At 61.5% G+C, this 16,110-nt stretch carries 17 protein-coding genes and 1 pseudogene; 7 read left to right on the top strand and 11 right to left on the bottom strand.

What is annotated here, in order from left to right; genetic code table 11:
• Nucleotides 1–126: 126 nt before the first annotated feature.
• The 5 genes from cydX to rpoH all read right to left on the bottom strand — a co-directional run bounded on the left by cydX (nt 127) and on the right by rpoH (nt 4,579).
• Entirely contained in the window at nt 127–243 is a 117-nt protein-coding gene (cydX, locus tag BCY88_RS11490; protein WP_120344368.1) for a cytochrome bd-I oxidase subunit CydX, read from the bottom strand.
• A gap of 28 nt (nt 244–271) precedes the next feature.
• Nucleotides 272–1,408, bottom strand: a complete 1,137-nt coding sequence (gene cydB, locus BCY88_RS11485; RefSeq protein WP_120344367.1) for a cytochrome d ubiquinol oxidase subunit II — start codon at nt 1,406–1,408, stop codon at nt 272–274.
• 34 nt (nt 1,409–1,442) lie between these two features.
• The gene (locus BCY88_RS11480; protein WP_120344458.1) at nt 1,443–3,032 is read right to left on the bottom strand and encodes a cytochrome ubiquinol oxidase subunit I; all 1,590 of its coding nucleotides are present in this window, start codon (nt 3,030–3,032) and stop codon (nt 1,443–1,445) included.
• Entirely contained in the window at nt 3,022–3,282 is a 261-nt protein-coding gene (cydP, locus tag BCY88_RS11475; protein WP_120344366.1) for a cytochrome oxidase putative small subunit CydP, read from the bottom strand. Before cydP ends, BCY88_RS11480 begins: the two co-directional genes overlap by 11 nt.
• A gap of 361 nt (nt 3,283–3,643) precedes the next feature.
• Entirely contained in the window at nt 3,644–4,579 is a 936-nt protein-coding gene (gene rpoH, locus BCY88_RS11470; RefSeq protein WP_120344365.1) for an RNA polymerase sigma factor RpoH, read from the bottom strand.
• Nucleotides 4,580–4,943: 364 nt separating this feature from the next.
• Here rpoH and BCY88_RS11465 point away from each other — a divergent pair, with 364 nt between their 5' ends.
• Together BCY88_RS11465 and BCY88_RS11460 are read left to right on the top strand one after the other, a co-directional pair.
• Nucleotides 4,944–5,507, top strand: a complete 564-nt coding sequence (locus BCY88_RS11465) for an acyloxyacyl hydrolase (RefSeq protein WP_120344364.1) — start codon at nt 4,944–4,946, stop codon at nt 5,505–5,507.
• Between the two features lie 43 nt (nt 5,508–5,550).
• A complete protein-coding gene (locus BCY88_RS11460; RefSeq protein WP_120344363.1) occupies nt 5,551–5,934 on the top strand; it encodes a nuclear transport factor 2 family protein in 384 nt (127 codons plus the stop codon).
• Nucleotides 5,935–6,180: 246 nt separating this feature from the next.
• Here BCY88_RS11460 and BCY88_RS11455 read toward each other — a convergent pair.
• Both BCY88_RS11455 and ybiB read right to left on the bottom strand, forming a co-directional pair.
• Nucleotides 6,181–7,164, bottom strand: a pseudogene (locus BCY88_RS11455) (2-isopropylmalate synthase); the annotation flags it as partial.
• A gap of 532 nt (nt 7,165–7,696) precedes the next feature.
• Nucleotides 7,697–8,668: a DNA-binding protein YbiB gene (gene ybiB, locus BCY88_RS11450; protein ID WP_120344361.1), complete on the bottom strand. Its 972-nt coding sequence runs from the start codon at nt 8,666–8,668 to the stop codon at nt 7,697–7,699.
• A 242-nt stretch (nt 8,669–8,910) separates the two neighbouring features.
• Here ybiB and BCY88_RS11445 point away from each other — a divergent pair, with 242 nt between their 5' ends.
• Both BCY88_RS11445 and maiA read left to right on the top strand, forming a co-directional pair.
• Nucleotides 8,911–9,609 (top strand): fumarylacetoacetate hydrolase family protein, encoded by a 699-nt coding sequence (locus BCY88_RS11445; RefSeq protein ID WP_120344457.1) that lies wholly within the window; start codon nt 8,911–8,913, stop codon nt 9,607–9,609.
• Nucleotides 9,610–9,634: 25 nt separating this feature from the next.
• Nucleotides 9,635–10,279, top strand: a complete 645-nt coding sequence (gene maiA / locus BCY88_RS11440; RefSeq protein ID WP_120344360.1) for a maleylacetoacetate isomerase — start codon at nt 9,635–9,637, stop codon at nt 10,277–10,279.
• Between the two features lie 81 nt (nt 10,280–10,360).
• Here maiA and ftsY read toward each other — a convergent pair whose 3' ends face one another.
• Complete coding sequence (gene ftsY / locus BCY88_RS11435) at nt 10,361–11,521, bottom strand: signal recognition particle-docking protein FtsY (protein WP_120344359.1); 1,161 nt, start codon at nt 11,519–11,521, stop codon at nt 10,361–10,363.
• A 240-nt stretch (nt 11,522–11,761) separates the two neighbouring features.
• Here ftsY and rsmD point away from each other — a divergent pair, with 240 nt between their 5' ends.
• From rsmD to BCY88_RS11420, 3 genes are all read left to right on the top strand, one after another.
• Complete coding sequence (gene rsmD, locus BCY88_RS11430; protein WP_120344358.1) at nt 11,762–12,376, top strand: 16S rRNA (guanine(966)-N(2))-methyltransferase RsmD; 615 nt, start codon at nt 11,762–11,764, stop codon at nt 12,374–12,376.
• A gap of 111 nt (nt 12,377–12,487) precedes the next feature.
• Nucleotides 12,488–13,003, top strand: coding sequence for a pantetheine-phosphate adenylyltransferase (gene coaD, locus BCY88_RS11425; RefSeq protein ID WP_120344357.1), 516 nt, complete (start codon nt 12,488–12,490; stop codon nt 13,001–13,003).
• Between the two features lie 63 nt (nt 13,004–13,066).
• Nucleotides 13,067–13,324: a YfhL family 4Fe-4S dicluster ferredoxin gene (locus tag BCY88_RS11420; protein ID WP_120344356.1), complete on the top strand. Its 258-nt coding sequence runs from the start codon at nt 13,067–13,069 to the stop codon at nt 13,322–13,324.
• 87 nt (nt 13,325–13,411) lie between these two features.
• Here the strand turns inward: BCY88_RS11420 and hisC are convergent, their stop codons facing one another.
• The 3 genes from hisC to BCY88_RS11405 all read right to left on the bottom strand — a co-directional run bounded on the left by hisC (nt 13,412) and on the right by BCY88_RS11405 (nt 15,987).
• Nucleotides 13,412–14,491, bottom strand: coding sequence for a histidinol-phosphate transaminase (gene hisC, locus BCY88_RS11415; RefSeq protein WP_120344355.1), 1,080 nt, complete (start codon nt 14,489–14,491; stop codon nt 13,412–13,414).
• 116 nt (nt 14,492–14,607) lie between these two features.
• On the bottom strand, nt 14,608–15,213 hold the full coding sequence (gene pth, locus BCY88_RS11410; protein WP_120344354.1) for an aminoacyl-tRNA hydrolase: 606 nt from the start codon (nt 15,211–15,213) through the stop codon (nt 14,608–14,610).
• A 150-nt stretch (nt 15,214–15,363) separates the two neighbouring features.
• Nucleotides 15,364–15,987 (bottom strand): 50S ribosomal protein L25/general stress protein Ctc, encoded by a 624-nt coding sequence (locus BCY88_RS11405; protein ID WP_120344353.1) that lies wholly within the window; start codon nt 15,985–15,987, stop codon nt 15,364–15,366.
• Nucleotides 15,988–16,110 lie beyond the last annotated feature (123 nt).

The following is a 16,110-nucleotide window of genomic DNA, read 5'->3' as shown; positions in this document are numbered from 1 at the left end:
AATGAGAACAGGCGGGCGCTGCATTGCGTCTAGCTTCGTAGAAATAGAAAGCGGCACCTTGAATCAAGGTGCCGCTTTTGCGTTTACCGGCTAGCGTCTAACGGCGCTCAGCGGGCAAGGGATACATCAACGTGCTTTCTGTTTACCCGCTTCCAACGGCCGGCGCGATTCCAGCCACATCACGTTGATGATGCCGAACGCCAACGCCACGCTAATGCCGAGAAGCCAACTGAAATACCACATCACAAACTCCTGTTATCCGTATTCCTGATCAATACATCGAATGGTGATTTTCCTTGAGCGCCGCGGCGGTCACCTTGCCTCGCATCACGCGATACACCCAGCTCGTGTAGATCAGGATGATCGGCAGGAAGATGATCACGGCGACCAGCATGATCTGCAGCGTCATGCGGCTCGAGGTCGAATCCCACACGGTGAGGCTGCTGCGGCCGTCGAGCGAGGAGGGCATGATGAACGGAAACATCGAAAAACCCGCCGTCAGAATCACGCCGATGACCATCAGCGAGGTCGACAGGAAGGCGCTCTTTTCAAAGCGTGAACGCGCCAGCAACAACGCGAGCACGCCACCGACGAGGCCCGCCACCGGCGCGATCACCATCCATGGATAGTTGGCGTAGTTGGTGAGCCACAGGCCGGGTGCGCCGATCACGTTCTTCAGCAACGGGTTCGCGACCGTATCGAGCGGCGGGGCATCGATGATCTGATAGCCGCCGATCATCGTGGCGATCAATGCGCCGGCAAGCAGGAACAGCACCACGGCGGCGAGCGAAGCGATCCGCAGCGCGAGCGATGCACGTTCAGCGACGACGTCGTCCGCCTTCATCTTCACGAAGGCTGCGCCGTGCGCGGCCAGCATCGACACGCTAACGAGCCCGCACAGCACGGCGAACGGGTTGAGCAGCGCGAAAAAACTGCCGTGATACGTGACGCGCAGATCGGTGTCGAATGAGAACGGCACGCCTTGCAGCAGGTTGCCGAATGCCACGCCGAACACCAGCGCGGGGACGAAACCGCCGACAAACAAAGCCCAATCCCATGCGCTGCGCCAGCGCGGGTCTTCACGCTTGCTGCGGTAGTCGAAGCCGACCGGCCGGAAGAACAGTGAGAACAGCACCAGCAACATCGCGAAATAAAAGCCCGAGAACGACGCGGCGTACACCAGCGGCCAGGCGGCGAACATCGCGCCGCCCGCTGTGATCAGCCACACCTGATTGCCTTCCCACGTTGCGCCGACCGTGTTCACGACGATGCGCCGCTCGGCGTCCGTTTTCGCGATGAACGGCAGCAGAATCGCCGCGCCCATGTCGAAGCCGTCGGTGAGCGCGAAGCCGATCAGCAGTACGCCGATCAACACCCACCAGATCAGTTTGAGGGTTGCGTAATCCATGATGATCTTTCCCTTGGAACAGAGTGGCGGCGAATCATGCGGCCGTGTTGGTCGGCAGCGGCTGATTCAGCGGCTGTTCGTGGTGATAGCGTCCGGTGTGCAGCGATGAAGGTCCGAGCCGCGCGTACTTGAACATCAGCATGATTTCGATGATGAACAGCACCGTGTAGAACACGATAAAGCCGGCGATGCTCAGGTAGAGATCACCTGGAGTCAGGCTGGAGGCGGACAACGCGGTCGGCAGAATGCCGGCGATGGTCCACGGCTGACGGCCCACTTCGGCGACGATCCAGCCGAATTCCGCCGCGAGCCACGGCAAGGGAATCGCCCACACGGCCCAGCGCAGGAACCAGCGGCGCTTCTCCAGCAGCAGCGAGCGCTGCGCGCAGAACCAGAACGCCAGCACGAAGGTCGCGAGGAACAGGATGCCGAGGCCGACCATCAGGCGGAATGAAAAGAACACCGGCGCCACCGGCGGAATCGTCTTTTTTGCGGCTTGCGCGATCTGATCCGGCGTGGCGTCGGTGACGTTCGCGGTGAACTGCTTGAGCATCAGGCCGTAGCCGAGGTCTGCCTTATGTGCGTCGAAAGCGGCCTTGGCTTCGTCGGTTGCGTCGCCGAGTTTCAGCTTTTGCAATGCGGCGTAGGCGAGCATGCCGTTCTTGATGCGCACTTCGTTCTGCGCCATCAGGTCTTTCAGGCCGAGCACCGGTTCGTCGATTGAGCGTGTGGCGATAAGGCCGAGCGCATACGGGATCCGGATCGCATAGTCGGTGCGCTCTTCCTTCTGGTTCGGAATGCCGAAGATCGTGAACGGTGCCGGTGCGGGCGCCGTTTCCCATTCGGACTCGATGGCCGCCAGCTTGACCTGCTGAACTTCGCCGGTGCGGTAACCGGATTCGTCACCAAGCACGATCACGCATAACGTCGACGCCAGACCGAAGCCGGCGGCAATCGCGAACGAGCGCAAGGCAAACTCAGTGTCGCGGCGCTTCAGCAGATACCACGACGACACGCCGAGTACGAACATCGAAGCCGTCACGTAACCAGCCGAGACGGTGTGCACGAACTTGACCTGTGCGACCGGATTGAACAGCACCGAGAAGATGCTGTCGAGTTCCATGCGCATGGTCTGGTAGTTAAAGGTGGCGCCGACCGGATTGTTCATCCAGCCGTTGGCCACCAGAATCCACAGCGCCGACAGGTTCGAGCCGAGCGCCACGAGGAACGTGACGATCACGTGCTGCACTCTCGAGAGCCGCTTCCATCCGAAGAAGAACAGGCCGACGAAGGTCGACTCGAGAAAGAACGCCATCAAACCTTCTACGGCGAGCGGCACACCGAAGATGTCGCCGACATAGTGCGAGTAGTACGACCAGTTGGTACCGAACTGGAACTCCAGCGTGAGACCCGTGGTGACGCCCATCGCAAAGTTGATGCCGAACAGCTTGCCCCAGAACTGGGTCATGTCCTTGTAGATCTGCTTGCCGGTCATCACGTAGACCGACTCCATGATCACGAGCAACCAGGACAGACCGAGCGTGAGGGGCACGAACAGAAAGTGATAAAGCGCCGTGATGGCGAACTGGAGGCGCGACAGTTCTACGACTTCGCTAACGGGCATGTTGATCACCTTGGGACGGATGCGGGACAGGCACGGACAGCAGCGCCTGCGCGACTTGATCAGGCGGCAGCGACATATGCTCCGCCTGCGGATGATTGAAGAACGCGTACTTGAGCACCATCAGTAATGCGAATTTGATGGCGAGGACGATGGCGATATCCCGCGCCAGCGTCGGACCGCGTGCCCAGGCGGCGAGCCGTTTGCGCAGGCCCGGGCGAGGGTTGTTATTGCGATTCAGGGCTATGGTCATTATCGGTCGAAGGCAACTTCACACCGGAGAGTCCGGCTGGATCCAGGCCACCTGGGTGGTCTGGCGAGTGCATCTCGATTTTAGGAGCGGAGACCTTGTACGCATAAGTTCGACGCTGCGGCATTGGGTCGCGAACGTCACCCCGTGCGAACAGTATTGCTATGAGGTTTGTGATACGTCAAGAAACACGTGTTTGATAGGCATGTTCTTGAGTGAGGCCGAATGCGTCTGCGATTGAGCGCATGCGTCATTGAGCGGACACAAAAAAGCCCTGCCTTCTTGCGAAGACAGGGCTTTGTCGCTAATCGGCGCGCACCGGATGAGCCGGTGCGGCCCAGCGGTTACGGGCCGGCTTTAGGCCTTATGCGTATTCAGCCAGGGCGCCACGCATTTTTTTCATTGCGCTTGCCTCGATCTGGCGAATACGTTCAGCCGACACGCCGAATTCGTCGGCCAGCTCATGCAGTGTTGAGCCGCCCGAACCGTCGTCTTCCACCTTCAGCCAGCGTGCTTCGATGATGCGGCGGCTGCGGGCGTCCAGCGCGTTCAGGGCGCTCGCGATACCGTCGCTTTGCAGCTTGTCGCGCTGACGCGATGCCAGCACGGCAGTCGGTTCGCTATGCGAGTCGGCGAGGTAGGCGATCGGCGCGTACGACTCTTCGCCGTCTTCGACCTGGCCTTCCAGCGCAATATCGCCACCGGACAAGCGCGTTTCCATCTCGGCCACTTCTTCGCGCTTCACGTTCAGTTCCTGGGCGAGACCTTCGATCTCGTCCGGCGTGAATGCGCCGAGGCCCTGCTTGTGGCTGCGCAGGTTGAAGAACAGCTTGCGCTGCGCTTTGGTGGTGGCGACCTTCACCATCCGCCAGTTGCGCAGAATGTATTCATGGATCTCGGCCTTGATCCAATGCATGGCGTACGACACGAGCCGTACGTTCTGCTCCGGATCGAAGCGCTTTACGGCCTTCATCAGGCCGATATTGCCTTCCTGGATCAGGTCGGCGTGCGGCAGTCCATAACCGAGGTAGTTGCGCGCGATCGACACGACCAGCCGCAGGTGCGACAGGACGAGACGGCGTGCGGACGCAAGGTTGTCCTGCTCGCGAAATTCGGTGGCGAACTGGCGTTCTTCCGCCGGCGTCAGCATCGGAATCCGATTTACGGCCTGGATGTAGGCGTCGATATTGCCCAGTTGACCGGGCAGCAGCGAGGAATGCGAGAGCGCCAGCGCACCTGCCGAAGCGGCCTTAGCCGACGACGGGCTCAAAGTACTCGGAAGGGTCATTGCATGGCTCACGTAGGAAACTCCTTTGGAATCAGACAAAAGCGTATTCAGTTAACGACTCCAGCGTCGGATGTTAGCACTCTGATTTGCCGAGTGCTAATACTTAGAAGGCGTAGGGGCATCCAAGTTCCGCAAATTCCTATTGAAATTTAGAGTTCGATAGCCAATTGGGGGCGCCCTATCTGATCTTCAAGAAGTCGTATGATTTTCCTGACAGGGTGCTTTCGTTCTCATAAATGACCGATATTTTCTGAAGTAGAAGTGACTAATTGCGGGAATTGGCCTTTCTTCATACAAAGCGCCGGATGTACATTGTCTCTAAACTAGACAGCACAGTAGTTCGCTGATCAACGTCCGGCTAGCTCTCGGGTGTCCGATGAAGAACAAAAAAAATGCGTTGCGTGGTCTGGCGCTAAAAGGCACTGCCGCGGCCGTCCTGTTCGTTGCTTCCGGGCTGGCCGCAGCCGACCAGTTCGGCGTGCAGATTGCCGGTGGAGTGGGCGATAATCACATTAAAAAGCTCGATCTCGGTTTTGTCTGGGATCCGAATCTGACGTGGTGGCAGATCGGCGACTGGCACTTTTCGTTGATCGGCGAAGCGCACGTGGCCTGGTGGCATACCAATGAAGGGAATGTGCACGAAAACATCGGCGAGATCGGTGTGACGCCGATCATTCGCTTCATCAACGCAGCGGGGCCGATTCGCCCTTATATCGAAGCGGGTGCCGGTGTCCGCCTCCTGTCGAGTCCCAGGATCTCTTCTGACCTCACGCTCGCCACTGCGTTCCAGTTCGCCCCGATGGCGGGCGTCGGCGTGCAATTCGGCAGCCATCAGCAGTACGAGGCGGGCTACCGCTTCCAGCATATTTCCAACGGCGGTATCAAAGAGCCCAATCCTGGTATAAATTTCCACCAGCTATATTTGCAATATAACTTCTGACGACCGAGGCCACGTTCGGCTTACCGGTGCGAGGGGCTGAGCAATGGCAGCAAAGACAATCGAGGCGATTCGCGGGCTGGAGCGAGAACGCTTTCGTGCAATGGTCGACGGCGACGGGCAGTCGCTCGATACGCTGCTCTCGGACAACGTGAGCTACGTCCACACCAACGGCAAGCGCGAAACCAAGCGGCAGTTCATTGACGGGATAACCGCCGGGCGTCGCCGCTATCGGCAGATCGAGGTGCAGTCGCAAGAGGTGCTGCCCGTGGGGCGTGAGACCTGCGTCGTCACGGGGCGCGCGCTGATCGAGATGGAAGCGAATAACGGGGCGCTGCTGTTCCCGATTGCGTACACCGCGATTCATACGCAGGAAGACGGGCAATGGCGTCTGATTGCCTGGCAGGCGACGCGTTGCGCGATCGAGTGAGCCTTTTGGGTTCACTGGAGCTCACTGGAGCTCACCGGTTGCGCCTTGTGAGCGCCCGGAGGGCACGGGCAGGCGGGTTGCGCCGCCAGTGCTGAATCGCCGCCTGCCGGGTTGGGCCGGGCGGATGTCGATGCAATTGCGCTGTCAGGCGCCCGGCCAGGAATCAGGGGGCTTCGCCCCGCTTCATGTCACTCAGGCGGCCGCGCGCTGCAGATCCTCGTCGCTCCTTACCTGCCGATGCGTTGCATCGCCCGCATACGGGTGCCGCGGGTGCACCGGAAGCTGGTTGCAGCGCTCGACCACGCGCCGCACCGTATCGATGCCGGAGAAGTCGAGACCCGGGTCGACGCCCTGTGCGTCGAGGTTCATCGCGACCGTGACGAGGTCCACGTTGCCGGTGCGCTCACCGTTGCCGAACAGACATCCTTCGACGCGATCGGCGCCCGCCAGCAGCGCCAGTTCCGTGGCGGCCACGGCAGTGCCGCGATCGTTATGCGGATGCACCGACAGCACGATGCTGTCGCGATAGCTGAGATTGCGGTCCATCCACTCGATCTGATCGGCGAACACGTTAGGTGTTGCGGCCTCGACGCTCGCGGGCAAGTTGACGATCATCTTGTGATCGCGCGTAGGCCGCCATGTCTGCGCGACCGCGTCGCATACTTCGCGCGCGTACGGGAGTTCGGTTGCGTTGAAGGTTTCGGGCGAATACTGGAATGTCCAGTGTGTGTCGGGCCGCGCCTCGGCGTGTTCCTTGATGATGCGCGTACCTTCTACAGCGAGGGCTTTGATCTGCTCCTTCGACTGGTTGAAGACGATCTTGCGAAACGACGGACAGATTGCGTTGTACAGGTGCACGATGGCGCGCGGCGCGCCTTCGAGCGACTCGAACGTACGCGCGATCAGTTCGGCGCGCGCGGGCACGAACACTTCGATCGTCACGTCGTCGGGAATGCGTTTTTCTTCGATCAGTTTGCGGACGAAATCGAAGTCGGTTTGCGAGGCCGACGGGAAACCGACTTCGATTTCCTTGAAGCCGATCGCCACCAGCATCTCGAAGAATTCGAGCTTTTGTGCGGCATTCATCGGTTCGATCAGCGCCTGATTGCCGTCACGCAGATCGGTGCTCATCCAGATCGGCGCCTGGTTGATCGTGCGGCTCGGCCATTTTCGGCCGGTGAGGCGTACAGCGGGAAAGGGACGGTATTTCTCAGCGGGATTGCGCAACATGAGGAGCCTCGTTCGTGGTGTCGTATGCGAAAGGGTGTGGCCTCGAGCGGCTGGCGGGCTGCCACGGATGCACGGCCCGCCAGCCACTGGCTAGCGGCAACAACGAACGGGCGCGAACGAACAACGTCATGACGACGGCGAAAACGAACGTGGGTGATGCCCATGCGACGTGCATTTGATCCTCGCGCTTCGTCCGAACGGTAAACGGACGAATGCAAACGACTACAGGTTGTGAAGAACTACGCTTGGGGGTGATGCGGGAACTGCGGAACTGCTTTGAGGACCGCGCTTTGGGCAACGAAAGTTGCCAACGCGCGGCGCTACGCCTGGCTTACGCTAGACGTAGCGATAGGGGCCGCGCTAGGCGGCCGGAGGTAATTCGGAGGGTGTTCGGAAGGGAACGCATAGGTCCAATGTATGACGGCTCGTAGCGGCCTGTCAACCCGCGGCTGTCATATCCGGCGCGTGAGCGCGGCGCTGCAGGCGCTGCCTTGTGCGCCCGTGTGTACGTAACACGAGCGCAATGTGGGCACTAAGCGGGTATTTGCGCGACATCCACGATCAGCTCCACCTGGCGCTCGATCGCACTTGGCACGGGCGCTTCGCCGCGCAGCACGGCGCTGATCCACGCGGCCGTGGTCGCGGCGTCGCGAGCCTCGGGCAGCTCGACTTCAGGCGCGTCGGGCGACGAGCGCTCGTGCGGCACGCGCGTTTCGCAGATGCCGTCATGCAGCCAGTCCACCTGCACCTGGCGCCGCGTGTCGGCCACCGCTTCACCCTCAGTGCCACGCGCGAGCAGGGCGCCGCCCGCTGCAGCGTCCGGGTGCGTGTTGAACAATTGCGTGAGACTGTCACGATACGGCGGATGTGTGTAGTTCACGAGCCGCAATCCCGCAGGCGCGAACGGCTGCAGGATTTTCACGAGCGTATGCGTCGAGTTGCGCACACCCATGCGCCGGCGCAGTGAAAGAAGGTGCGCCAGCTTCGGTGCGAGGACGTCGATCGGCGCGAACGCGAGGCGGCGTTCGGCGAGACCGTCTTCGATATCGGCGTGCGATTGCGCGTGCGGGATCTGCAGATGCGTGAAAATTTCGGCGCTTGTCACGCGGCCCGGATCTTCGGTAACGCCATGCACCAGCACCGGCACACCTTCGCGCGCCAACAGCAGCGCCAGTAGCGGCGCCAGGTTGGGCTGTTTGCGCGCGCCGTTGTAGCTGGGTATCGAGACGGGCCGGAAGGCCGCATGGGGCAAATGAACCGGTTCGAACGACGCATGCGCGCCGGCCAGCATAGCGGCGAGTTCGTCGGCGGTTTCGCCCTTCACGCGATAGGCGAGCAACACGGCGCCGAGTTCGAGATCGGCCACGCGGCCGTCGAGCATCGCGGTGTAGAGCGCGCGCGTGTCCTCGGCGGTCAGGGCGCGGGCACCGTTCGGGCCGCGGCCGATTTCCTTGATATAGCGGGCACAGGGGAACGGATTGGCGGAGTCGGCGGAGTCGGTCATCGGGCGCAATGGGACGGGGGCGTGCCGCGTTTGGGCGGCCGGCCACGGTATTGAAAGGACACTGTTCGGTGTGAGTATCGCATCTATGGCGATCCGGCGGTCCGGCAACCCCTTGGACGATGCGCCGGGACGACCGGTCCATGCACGCCGGTGGCGATTGGCTGCACCGCGCTTTGCTGCGCGTTACACTCGATGTTTTATCGCCGCGCGGACGCGGCACAATCCAGAAAACGGAGAACGGGATGAGTTACGTATTTGCACCCGCACCGGTGGTCGCGGTGCCGGTCGTGGGGTCCAGCGAGCAGTTCGCGGTGCGTCGCATCTACTGTGTGGGCCGCAATTACGAGGCACACGCGCGCGAGATGGGGCACGATCCCGAGCGTGAACCGCCGTTCTTCTTCGCCAAGCCGGCCGACGCCGTGCTGTATGTCGCGCCGGGTGCGACCGGCGAATTCCCCTATCCGTCGCTGTCGAAGAACGTCCACTTCGAGATGGAGCTGGTGGCCGCGATCGGTAAAGGCGGCAAGAACATTCCGGCCGAAAGCGCACTCGAGCATGTGTACGGCTATGCGCTCGGTCTCGACATGACGCGCCGCGATCTGCAGGCCGAAGCGAAGAAGCTGGGCCGTCCGTGGGATACCGCGAAGGGCTTCGATCACTCGGCGCCGCTCGGCCCGATTCATCCGGTAACGACGGTCGGCCATGTCGGCAAGGGCGCGATCTGGTTGTCGGTGAACGGCGAGGAGAAACAGAACTCGGACGTGTCGCAACTGATCTGGTCGGTGGCCGAGACGATCGCCTACCTGTCGACGCTGTTCGAACTGCAGCCGGGCGACCTGATTTTCACCGGCACGCCGGAAGGCGTGGGCGCCGTGGTGCAGGGCGACCTCATGAAGGGCGGTGTGGACGGGCTCGGCGAGCTCAGCGTACGCGTCGTCTGAAGCGCGCCTGGAGGAGACACACAAAATGAAGCTTTATAGCTATTTCCGTAGCTCGGCGTCCTATCGCGTGCGCATCGCGCTCAACGTGAAGAACCTGCCGTACGACTACGTGCCGGTGCACCTCGTGCGCGAAGGCGGCGAGCAGTTGAAGCCCGAGTACCGGAAGGTGAATGTCGACGGCATCGTGCCCACGTTCGTCGACGGTAACGACGTGATGCCGCAGTCGCTCGCGATCATCGAGTATCTGGAGGAAACGCATCCGGAACCGCCGCTCTTGCCCGGAACGCCGGCCGACCGCGCGTATGTGCGCGCGATCGCGTTGCAGGTGGCGTGCGAGATTCATCCGCTGAACAATCTGCGCGTGCTGAAGTATCTGAAACACACGCTGCGGGTGGACGACGAAGCGAAAGACGCGTGGTACAAGCATTGGGTCGAAGCGGGTTTTGCGACGCTCGAGGCGCATCTGGCAGCCGACCCGCGCACCGGCAAGCTGTGTTTCGGCGACACGCCGACATTGGCCGACGCCTGTCTGATTCCGCAGGTGTTCAACGCGCAGCGCTTCAAGGTCGACACGGCGAAGTTTCCAACGATTCAGCGTATCTACGACCACGCAACGCAACTTGACGCGTTTGTTCGTGCAGCACCGGGTGTTCAGCCCGACGCGGAGTGATGCGGTGGTTTGAATAAAAAAAGGGCGCTCGCAAGAGTGCCCTTTTTGCTTGTTTCGCGATCGCGACGATCGTTCCTGAATTCAACCGCCCAGCAAGGCGTCCGAAAATTCTTCTGCGCTGAAAGGCTGCAAGTCCTCCACCTTTTCACCGACACCGATGAAGTACACCGGGATCGGACGCTGACGCGCGATTGCCGCGAGAATGCCGCCCTTCGCCGTGCCGTCGAGCTTGGTGACGATCAGACCAGTGAGGCCGAGCGCGTCGTCGAAGGCTTTTACTTGCGCGAGCGCGTTCTGGCCGGTGTTCGCGTCGATCACCAGCAGCACCTCATGCGGTGCGCCGTCCTGCGCCTTGCCGATCACGCGCTTCACCTTGCGCAGTTCTTCCATCAGATGCAACTGGGTCGGCAGACGGCCGGCCGTGTCCGCCATCATGACGTCGATCTTGCGCGCACGCGCGGCGCCGACCGCGTCGTAAATCACGGCGGCCGGGTCGCCGCTTTCCTGCGACACCACCGTCACGTTGTTGCGCTGGCCCCAGATCGCGAGCTGCTCGCGGGCGGCGGCGCGGAACGTGTCGCCCGCAGCCAGCAACACCGACTGATCGAAGCTCTGCAAATGCTTGGCGAGCTTGCCGATGCTGGTGGTTTTGCCCGCACCGTTCACGCCCGCGATCATTACGACCAGCGGTTGCGCATGGCCGAGCATCAGCGATTTTTCCAGCGGCTTGAGCAGGTCGATCAGCAGGGTGCGCAGCGCCGCTTTCACCTGCTGGGGATCGGTGAGACGCTCGGTGCGCACCTTCTCGCGCAGCGATTCGAGCAGGAACTCGGTGGCCTCGACGCCCGCGTCCGACATCAACAGGGCGGTTTCGAGTTCTTCGTACAGGTCCTCGTCGATTTTCGTACCGACAAAAATGCCGGTCAGGCTCGAACTCGTTTTCGACAGGCCGGTTTTCAGGCGGGTGAGCCAGGAGCGCTTGGCGCTGGCATCCTGCTGGGGCGGCGGGACGATTTCGACGGCTTCGAGCGCGGTTGCGCCGGGTTCGCCGGCGGACGGCACGTTAGCCGGCTGCGTCTCGACCTTAACCGGCGCAACCGGCCGTGGCGCCGGCGGCGTCAGGGGCGCAACCGGCGCCTTTGCGGCGGGTTCGGCCGCCGCGGCTTGCGGCGCGGTTGGCGATTCTTCTGGCGCGTTGTCGGACTCTTTCGAACCCTTGAATCGTTTGAAAAAGCTGAACATGATCTGGCGTGGTGAGAGCGCGCGCCGATGCGCGCAGCCGGGACAAGCCCGTGGGAGCGGCAGACAGCGTTGCGATGCGGGATGCAAGGCGCTGGAAGCCGCACATTTTATCAGGCGCGCCGCCACCCGTCGTATTGGCCGGACGGCCAGGCTGGACGCCGTGCGCCCCTGTGGTAACGTTGGCCCTCCAGTCCCTACGCATCGGCGTGGCGGGCATCCCTATCACGTATTCGAAACTGCATGCCCCGTTCTGCTCCCTCACGCGCCCATGGCGCTTCGTCCAAAGGCGGCAAGCCGCACGCCATCCGTATCATTGGCGGCGACTGGAAGCGCACGCCGCTGCCCGTGCTCGATCTCGACGGCCTGCGTCCCACGCCCGACCGCGTGCGCGAAACGCTGTTCAACTGGCTCGGCCAACGGCTGGACGGCCAGCGCTGCCTCGATCTGTTCGCCGGCAGCGGCGCGTTGGGCTTCGAGGCCGCCTCGCGCGGCGCGGCGCGCGTATTGATGGTCGAGCGCAACGCGCGGGCCGCCGGCCAGTTGCGGGCCAACCAGGAGCGCCTGTCAGCGCGTACGATCGAAATCGCGGAAGCTGACGGCTTGCGTCTCGCAGCGAGTCTCGCGCCGGGATCGTTCGACGTGATTTTCCTCGATCCGCCGTTCGGCGACGATCTGCTCGACAAGGCGCTCGCACTGGCCGTGCCGCTGCTCAGCCCGGAGGGTTTTCTTTATGTGGAGGCGGGTGTTGCGCTCGAACTCGAGGGGAACGAGACGCTCGCCGGTTGGGAAATCGTGCGGCAGGGCAAAGCGGGCGCTGTCCACTTTCATTTGCTGCAGCGCGAAAATAAGGAATAATGCGCGTTCCAAAACAAGCAGCGGACGGTTACCGTCACGCGTGCGGTCGGTGCCAAATGCGTCGCGTGGACGCTTTGACGTGCCCATTTGTCTGAAGAGAGGAGAAGTCTCATGGTAGTCGCCGTGTACCCGGGCACGTTCGACCCGCTGACGCGCGGTCACGAAGACCTCGTTCGACGCGCGTCGAGTATTTTCGACACACTGGTGGTGGGCGTTGCCGACAGCCGCAACAAGAAGCCGTTTTTCACCCTGAAAGAGCGTCTGGACATCGCTCATGAGGTGCTCGGGCACTACCCGAACGTTCAGGTGATGAGCTTCAAAGGGCTATTGAAGGACTTCGTCCGCAGCAATAACGCGCGCGTGATCGTGCGTGGCCTGCGCGCCGTCTCGGACTTCGAATATGAGTTCCAGATGGCCGGTATGAACCGTTATCTGCTACCGGACGTCGAGACCATGTTCATGACGCCGTCCGATCAATACCAGTTCATCTCCGGCACCATCGTGCGTGAAATCGCACAACTGGGCGGCGATGTCAGCAAGTTCGTGTTCCCGTCGGTCGAAAAATGGCTGAAGGAGAAGGTTGCTTTGCTGGATCCGAATGACGGTGTTTCGGCGGGACAACCTTAACCGGCGTAAACTGTTGGTTTGACGGATCAAAGCTGGCTTCGGCTGGCGCGAAGTGAGAGAAGTATGGCCTTGATGATTACCGACGAGTGCATCAATTGCGACGTGTGCGAGCCCGAGTGCCCGAACGACGCGATTTCGATGGGCGCGGAAATCTATGTAATCGACCCGAAGAAATGCACCGAATGTGTCGGTCATTTCGACGAGCCTCAGTGTATTCAGGTCTGTCCGGTCGAGTGCATTCCGCGCGACCCGGAGCATCTGGAGACGGCGGAAGGTTTAATGGCGAAGTATCACGCACTGCAGGCTGCGAAGCTTGCTTGAGCGTTGAATGAGGGTGAACGGCGAGGCATCTGCCTCGCCGTTTTCTTTAGTAGCAACGCTTGGTGTCGCGTGCGCTTATCCTGGTCGCTATCCGACGTAAGCGCTGAAAATGTCGCGCAGTGCGTCCAGCAGAATGCCGCATTCGGTATCGGTGCCGACCGAGATCCGCAGATGCTGGTCGATTCGCGCTGCCTTGAAATGGCGCACGAAGATTTCCTTTTCCTTTAGCCGTGTCATGAGCGTCGCGGCGTCGTAGCCTTCGTGACGCGCGAACAGCAAGTTCGCCGCCGACGGCACCACCTCGAAACCCAGTGCGGTCAAACCAGCCGCTAGCCGCTCACGGCTGGCAATCACCCTGGCGCAGTTGTCGCGGAACCACGCATCGTCCTCATAGGCTGCGGTGGCCGCGGCTTGCGCGAGACGGTCGAGCGGATACGAGTTGAAACTGTCCTTCACGCGGTTCAGCGCGTCAATCAATCCGGGATTGCCGAACGCGAGGCCGACGCGCATGCCGGCCAGCGAGCGCGATTTCGATACCGTCTGGATCACCAGCAGATTGGGATAGCGGTCGATCAGGGCGATGGCCGATTCGGCGCCGAAATCGACATAAGCCTCGTCGATTACCACGACCGAGTCGGTGTTGCGCGCCACCAGCCGTTCGATATCGGCGAGCGGCAGCGGTCGTCCGGTCGGCGCGTTCGGGTTCGGAAACAGTATGCCGCCGTTCGGTGCGGCGTAGTCGTCGACCTGGATGGCGAAGCTGTCGTCGAGTGCGATGGTCCGATAGTCGACTTCGAAGAGCCGCGCGTAGGTCGGGTAGAAACTGTAGGTGATATCTGGAAACAGCAACGGTTTGTCGTGCTTCAGTAACGCCTGAAAGGTGAGCGCGAGTACTTCGTCCGAACCGTTGCCTGCAAACACCTGTTCCGGGCGAATGCCATGAAACGCGGCGACCGTTTCGCGTAACTTGCGCGCGCTCGGGTCGGGATAGCGCCGCAGCGACTCGCCCGCGGCCCCCAGTTCCTGCCGGATCGCTTCAAGCACGCGTGGCGACGGCGGATAAGGGTTCTCGTTGGTGTTCAGCTTCACCGGGTGCGCGATCGCCGGTTGCTCGCCCGGCACGTACGGCGTCAGACGATGAACGATGTCACTCCAGTAGCGGCTCAAGCGATTCTCCTGTTGATGGCGATACGGCGATACGGCGATACGGCGATACGGCGATACGGCGATACGGCGATACGGCGATACGGCGATACGGCGATACGGTTGCGGGCAGGGCGCGCTCAGGGATTGTTGCGATGCAGTTGCATCGTCGCCCGTTCAAACTCGCCCTTGATGATTTGCGGCATCACGGCCAACGCCCGTTCGACCGACGCATCGATCACATCCTGTTCTTCCCGTCGCGGTGGTTTGAGCACGTAGTTGGCGACGTCCGGCTTGGCGCCGGCTCGCGCGCTTTCCGGAATCAGGTCACGGGGATGGCCGATGCCGATCCGCAGCCGCCAGTACTGCTGCGAGGACAAATGGGCGGTGATGTCCTTCAGCCCGTTATGGCCGCCGCTGCCGCCACCGAGCTTCAGTTTGACGCTGCCAGGCGGCATGTCGAGTTCATCGTGCGCAACCAGGATTTCGTCCGGAAGAATCTTGAAGAACTGCGCGAGCGCCACAACCGATTGCCCCGAGCGGTTCATATACGTCTGCGGTTCCAGCAGATGTACTTCTTCGCCATGCAGCCGGGCCTTCGCGTAGAAACCGTGGAAGCGCCGCTCGTCGCGCAGCGTCGTGCCTGCTTCGCGCGCCAGTTGATCGACAAGCCAGAAGCCGGCATTGTGGCGTGTCGCGGTGTATTCAGCGCCCGGATTGCCGAGCCCGACGATCAGCTTGATCATGATTGCGTAGGTCCATCTGGCCCGCGCGCCGAATGCGGCCGAGCCGAAAAAAACCGAAAAAAAACCCGCCGGGGCGAACCTCGGCGGGTCACATCGACCGTTTCATTGAAACGGCTCGAGAGGATTGCTTGCTCAGCGCCCAACAGGCACTTAGGCAGCCGGCTTTTCGCCTTCACCCGCAGCAGCAGCGGCGTCGCTTTCAGCGACTGCGCCAGCCGGGATCGTTGCCAATGCGACGACCGGGTTTTCTGCGTCAACGTGAGCAACCAGTGCCACGCCTGCCGGCAGGACGATGTCCTTGGCGTGCAGCGAGTGGCCTGCTTCGATCTTCACCAGGTCGACTTCGAGGAATTCCGGCAGTGCCGACGGCAGGCACTCGATTTCGATTTCGTTGAGGACGTGCGAGATCACCGCGCCCGACAGCTTCACTGCCGGGTTGGTTTCCTGGTTCATGAAGTGCAGCGGCACCTTGGTGTGCAGCTTTTTCTTCGCGTCGACACGTTGGAAGTCCACGTGCAGCACGAGCTGACGGAACGGGTGGTATTGCACGTCGCGCAGCAGAACCTGTTGCGACTTGCCACCGATTTCCAGGTCGAGGATCGACGAGTGGAAAACTTCTTTCTTCAGCGCGTGCCAAAGTGCGTTGTGGTCCAGTTCGACCAATTGCGTTTCAGCACCAGCGCCATATACGATGCCCGGGGTCTTACCCGAGATACGCAGGCGGCGGCTCGCACCCGTACCTTGCAAGGAACGCTCGAAAGCGACTACTTTCATATTGAATCTCCAATGCACTGCCCGCGACCAGGCAGTAAAAACGGGGCCTCCAAGCCATTACGGCTGAGGCCCCAGAGCGATGGCACGAACCTTCGTCCGTTCATGCCAATTGTGCAAAAGTGC

The organism is Paraburkholderia fungorum (assembly GCF_003610895.1).
In the GTDB taxonomy this organism is placed as follows: Bacteria; Pseudomonadota; Gammaproteobacteria; order Burkholderiales; family Burkholderiaceae; genus Paraburkholderia; species Paraburkholderia fungorum_B.
Note: the sequence above shows the minus strand (reverse complement) of the source record. Positions and strands in the feature narration are given on the sequence as shown.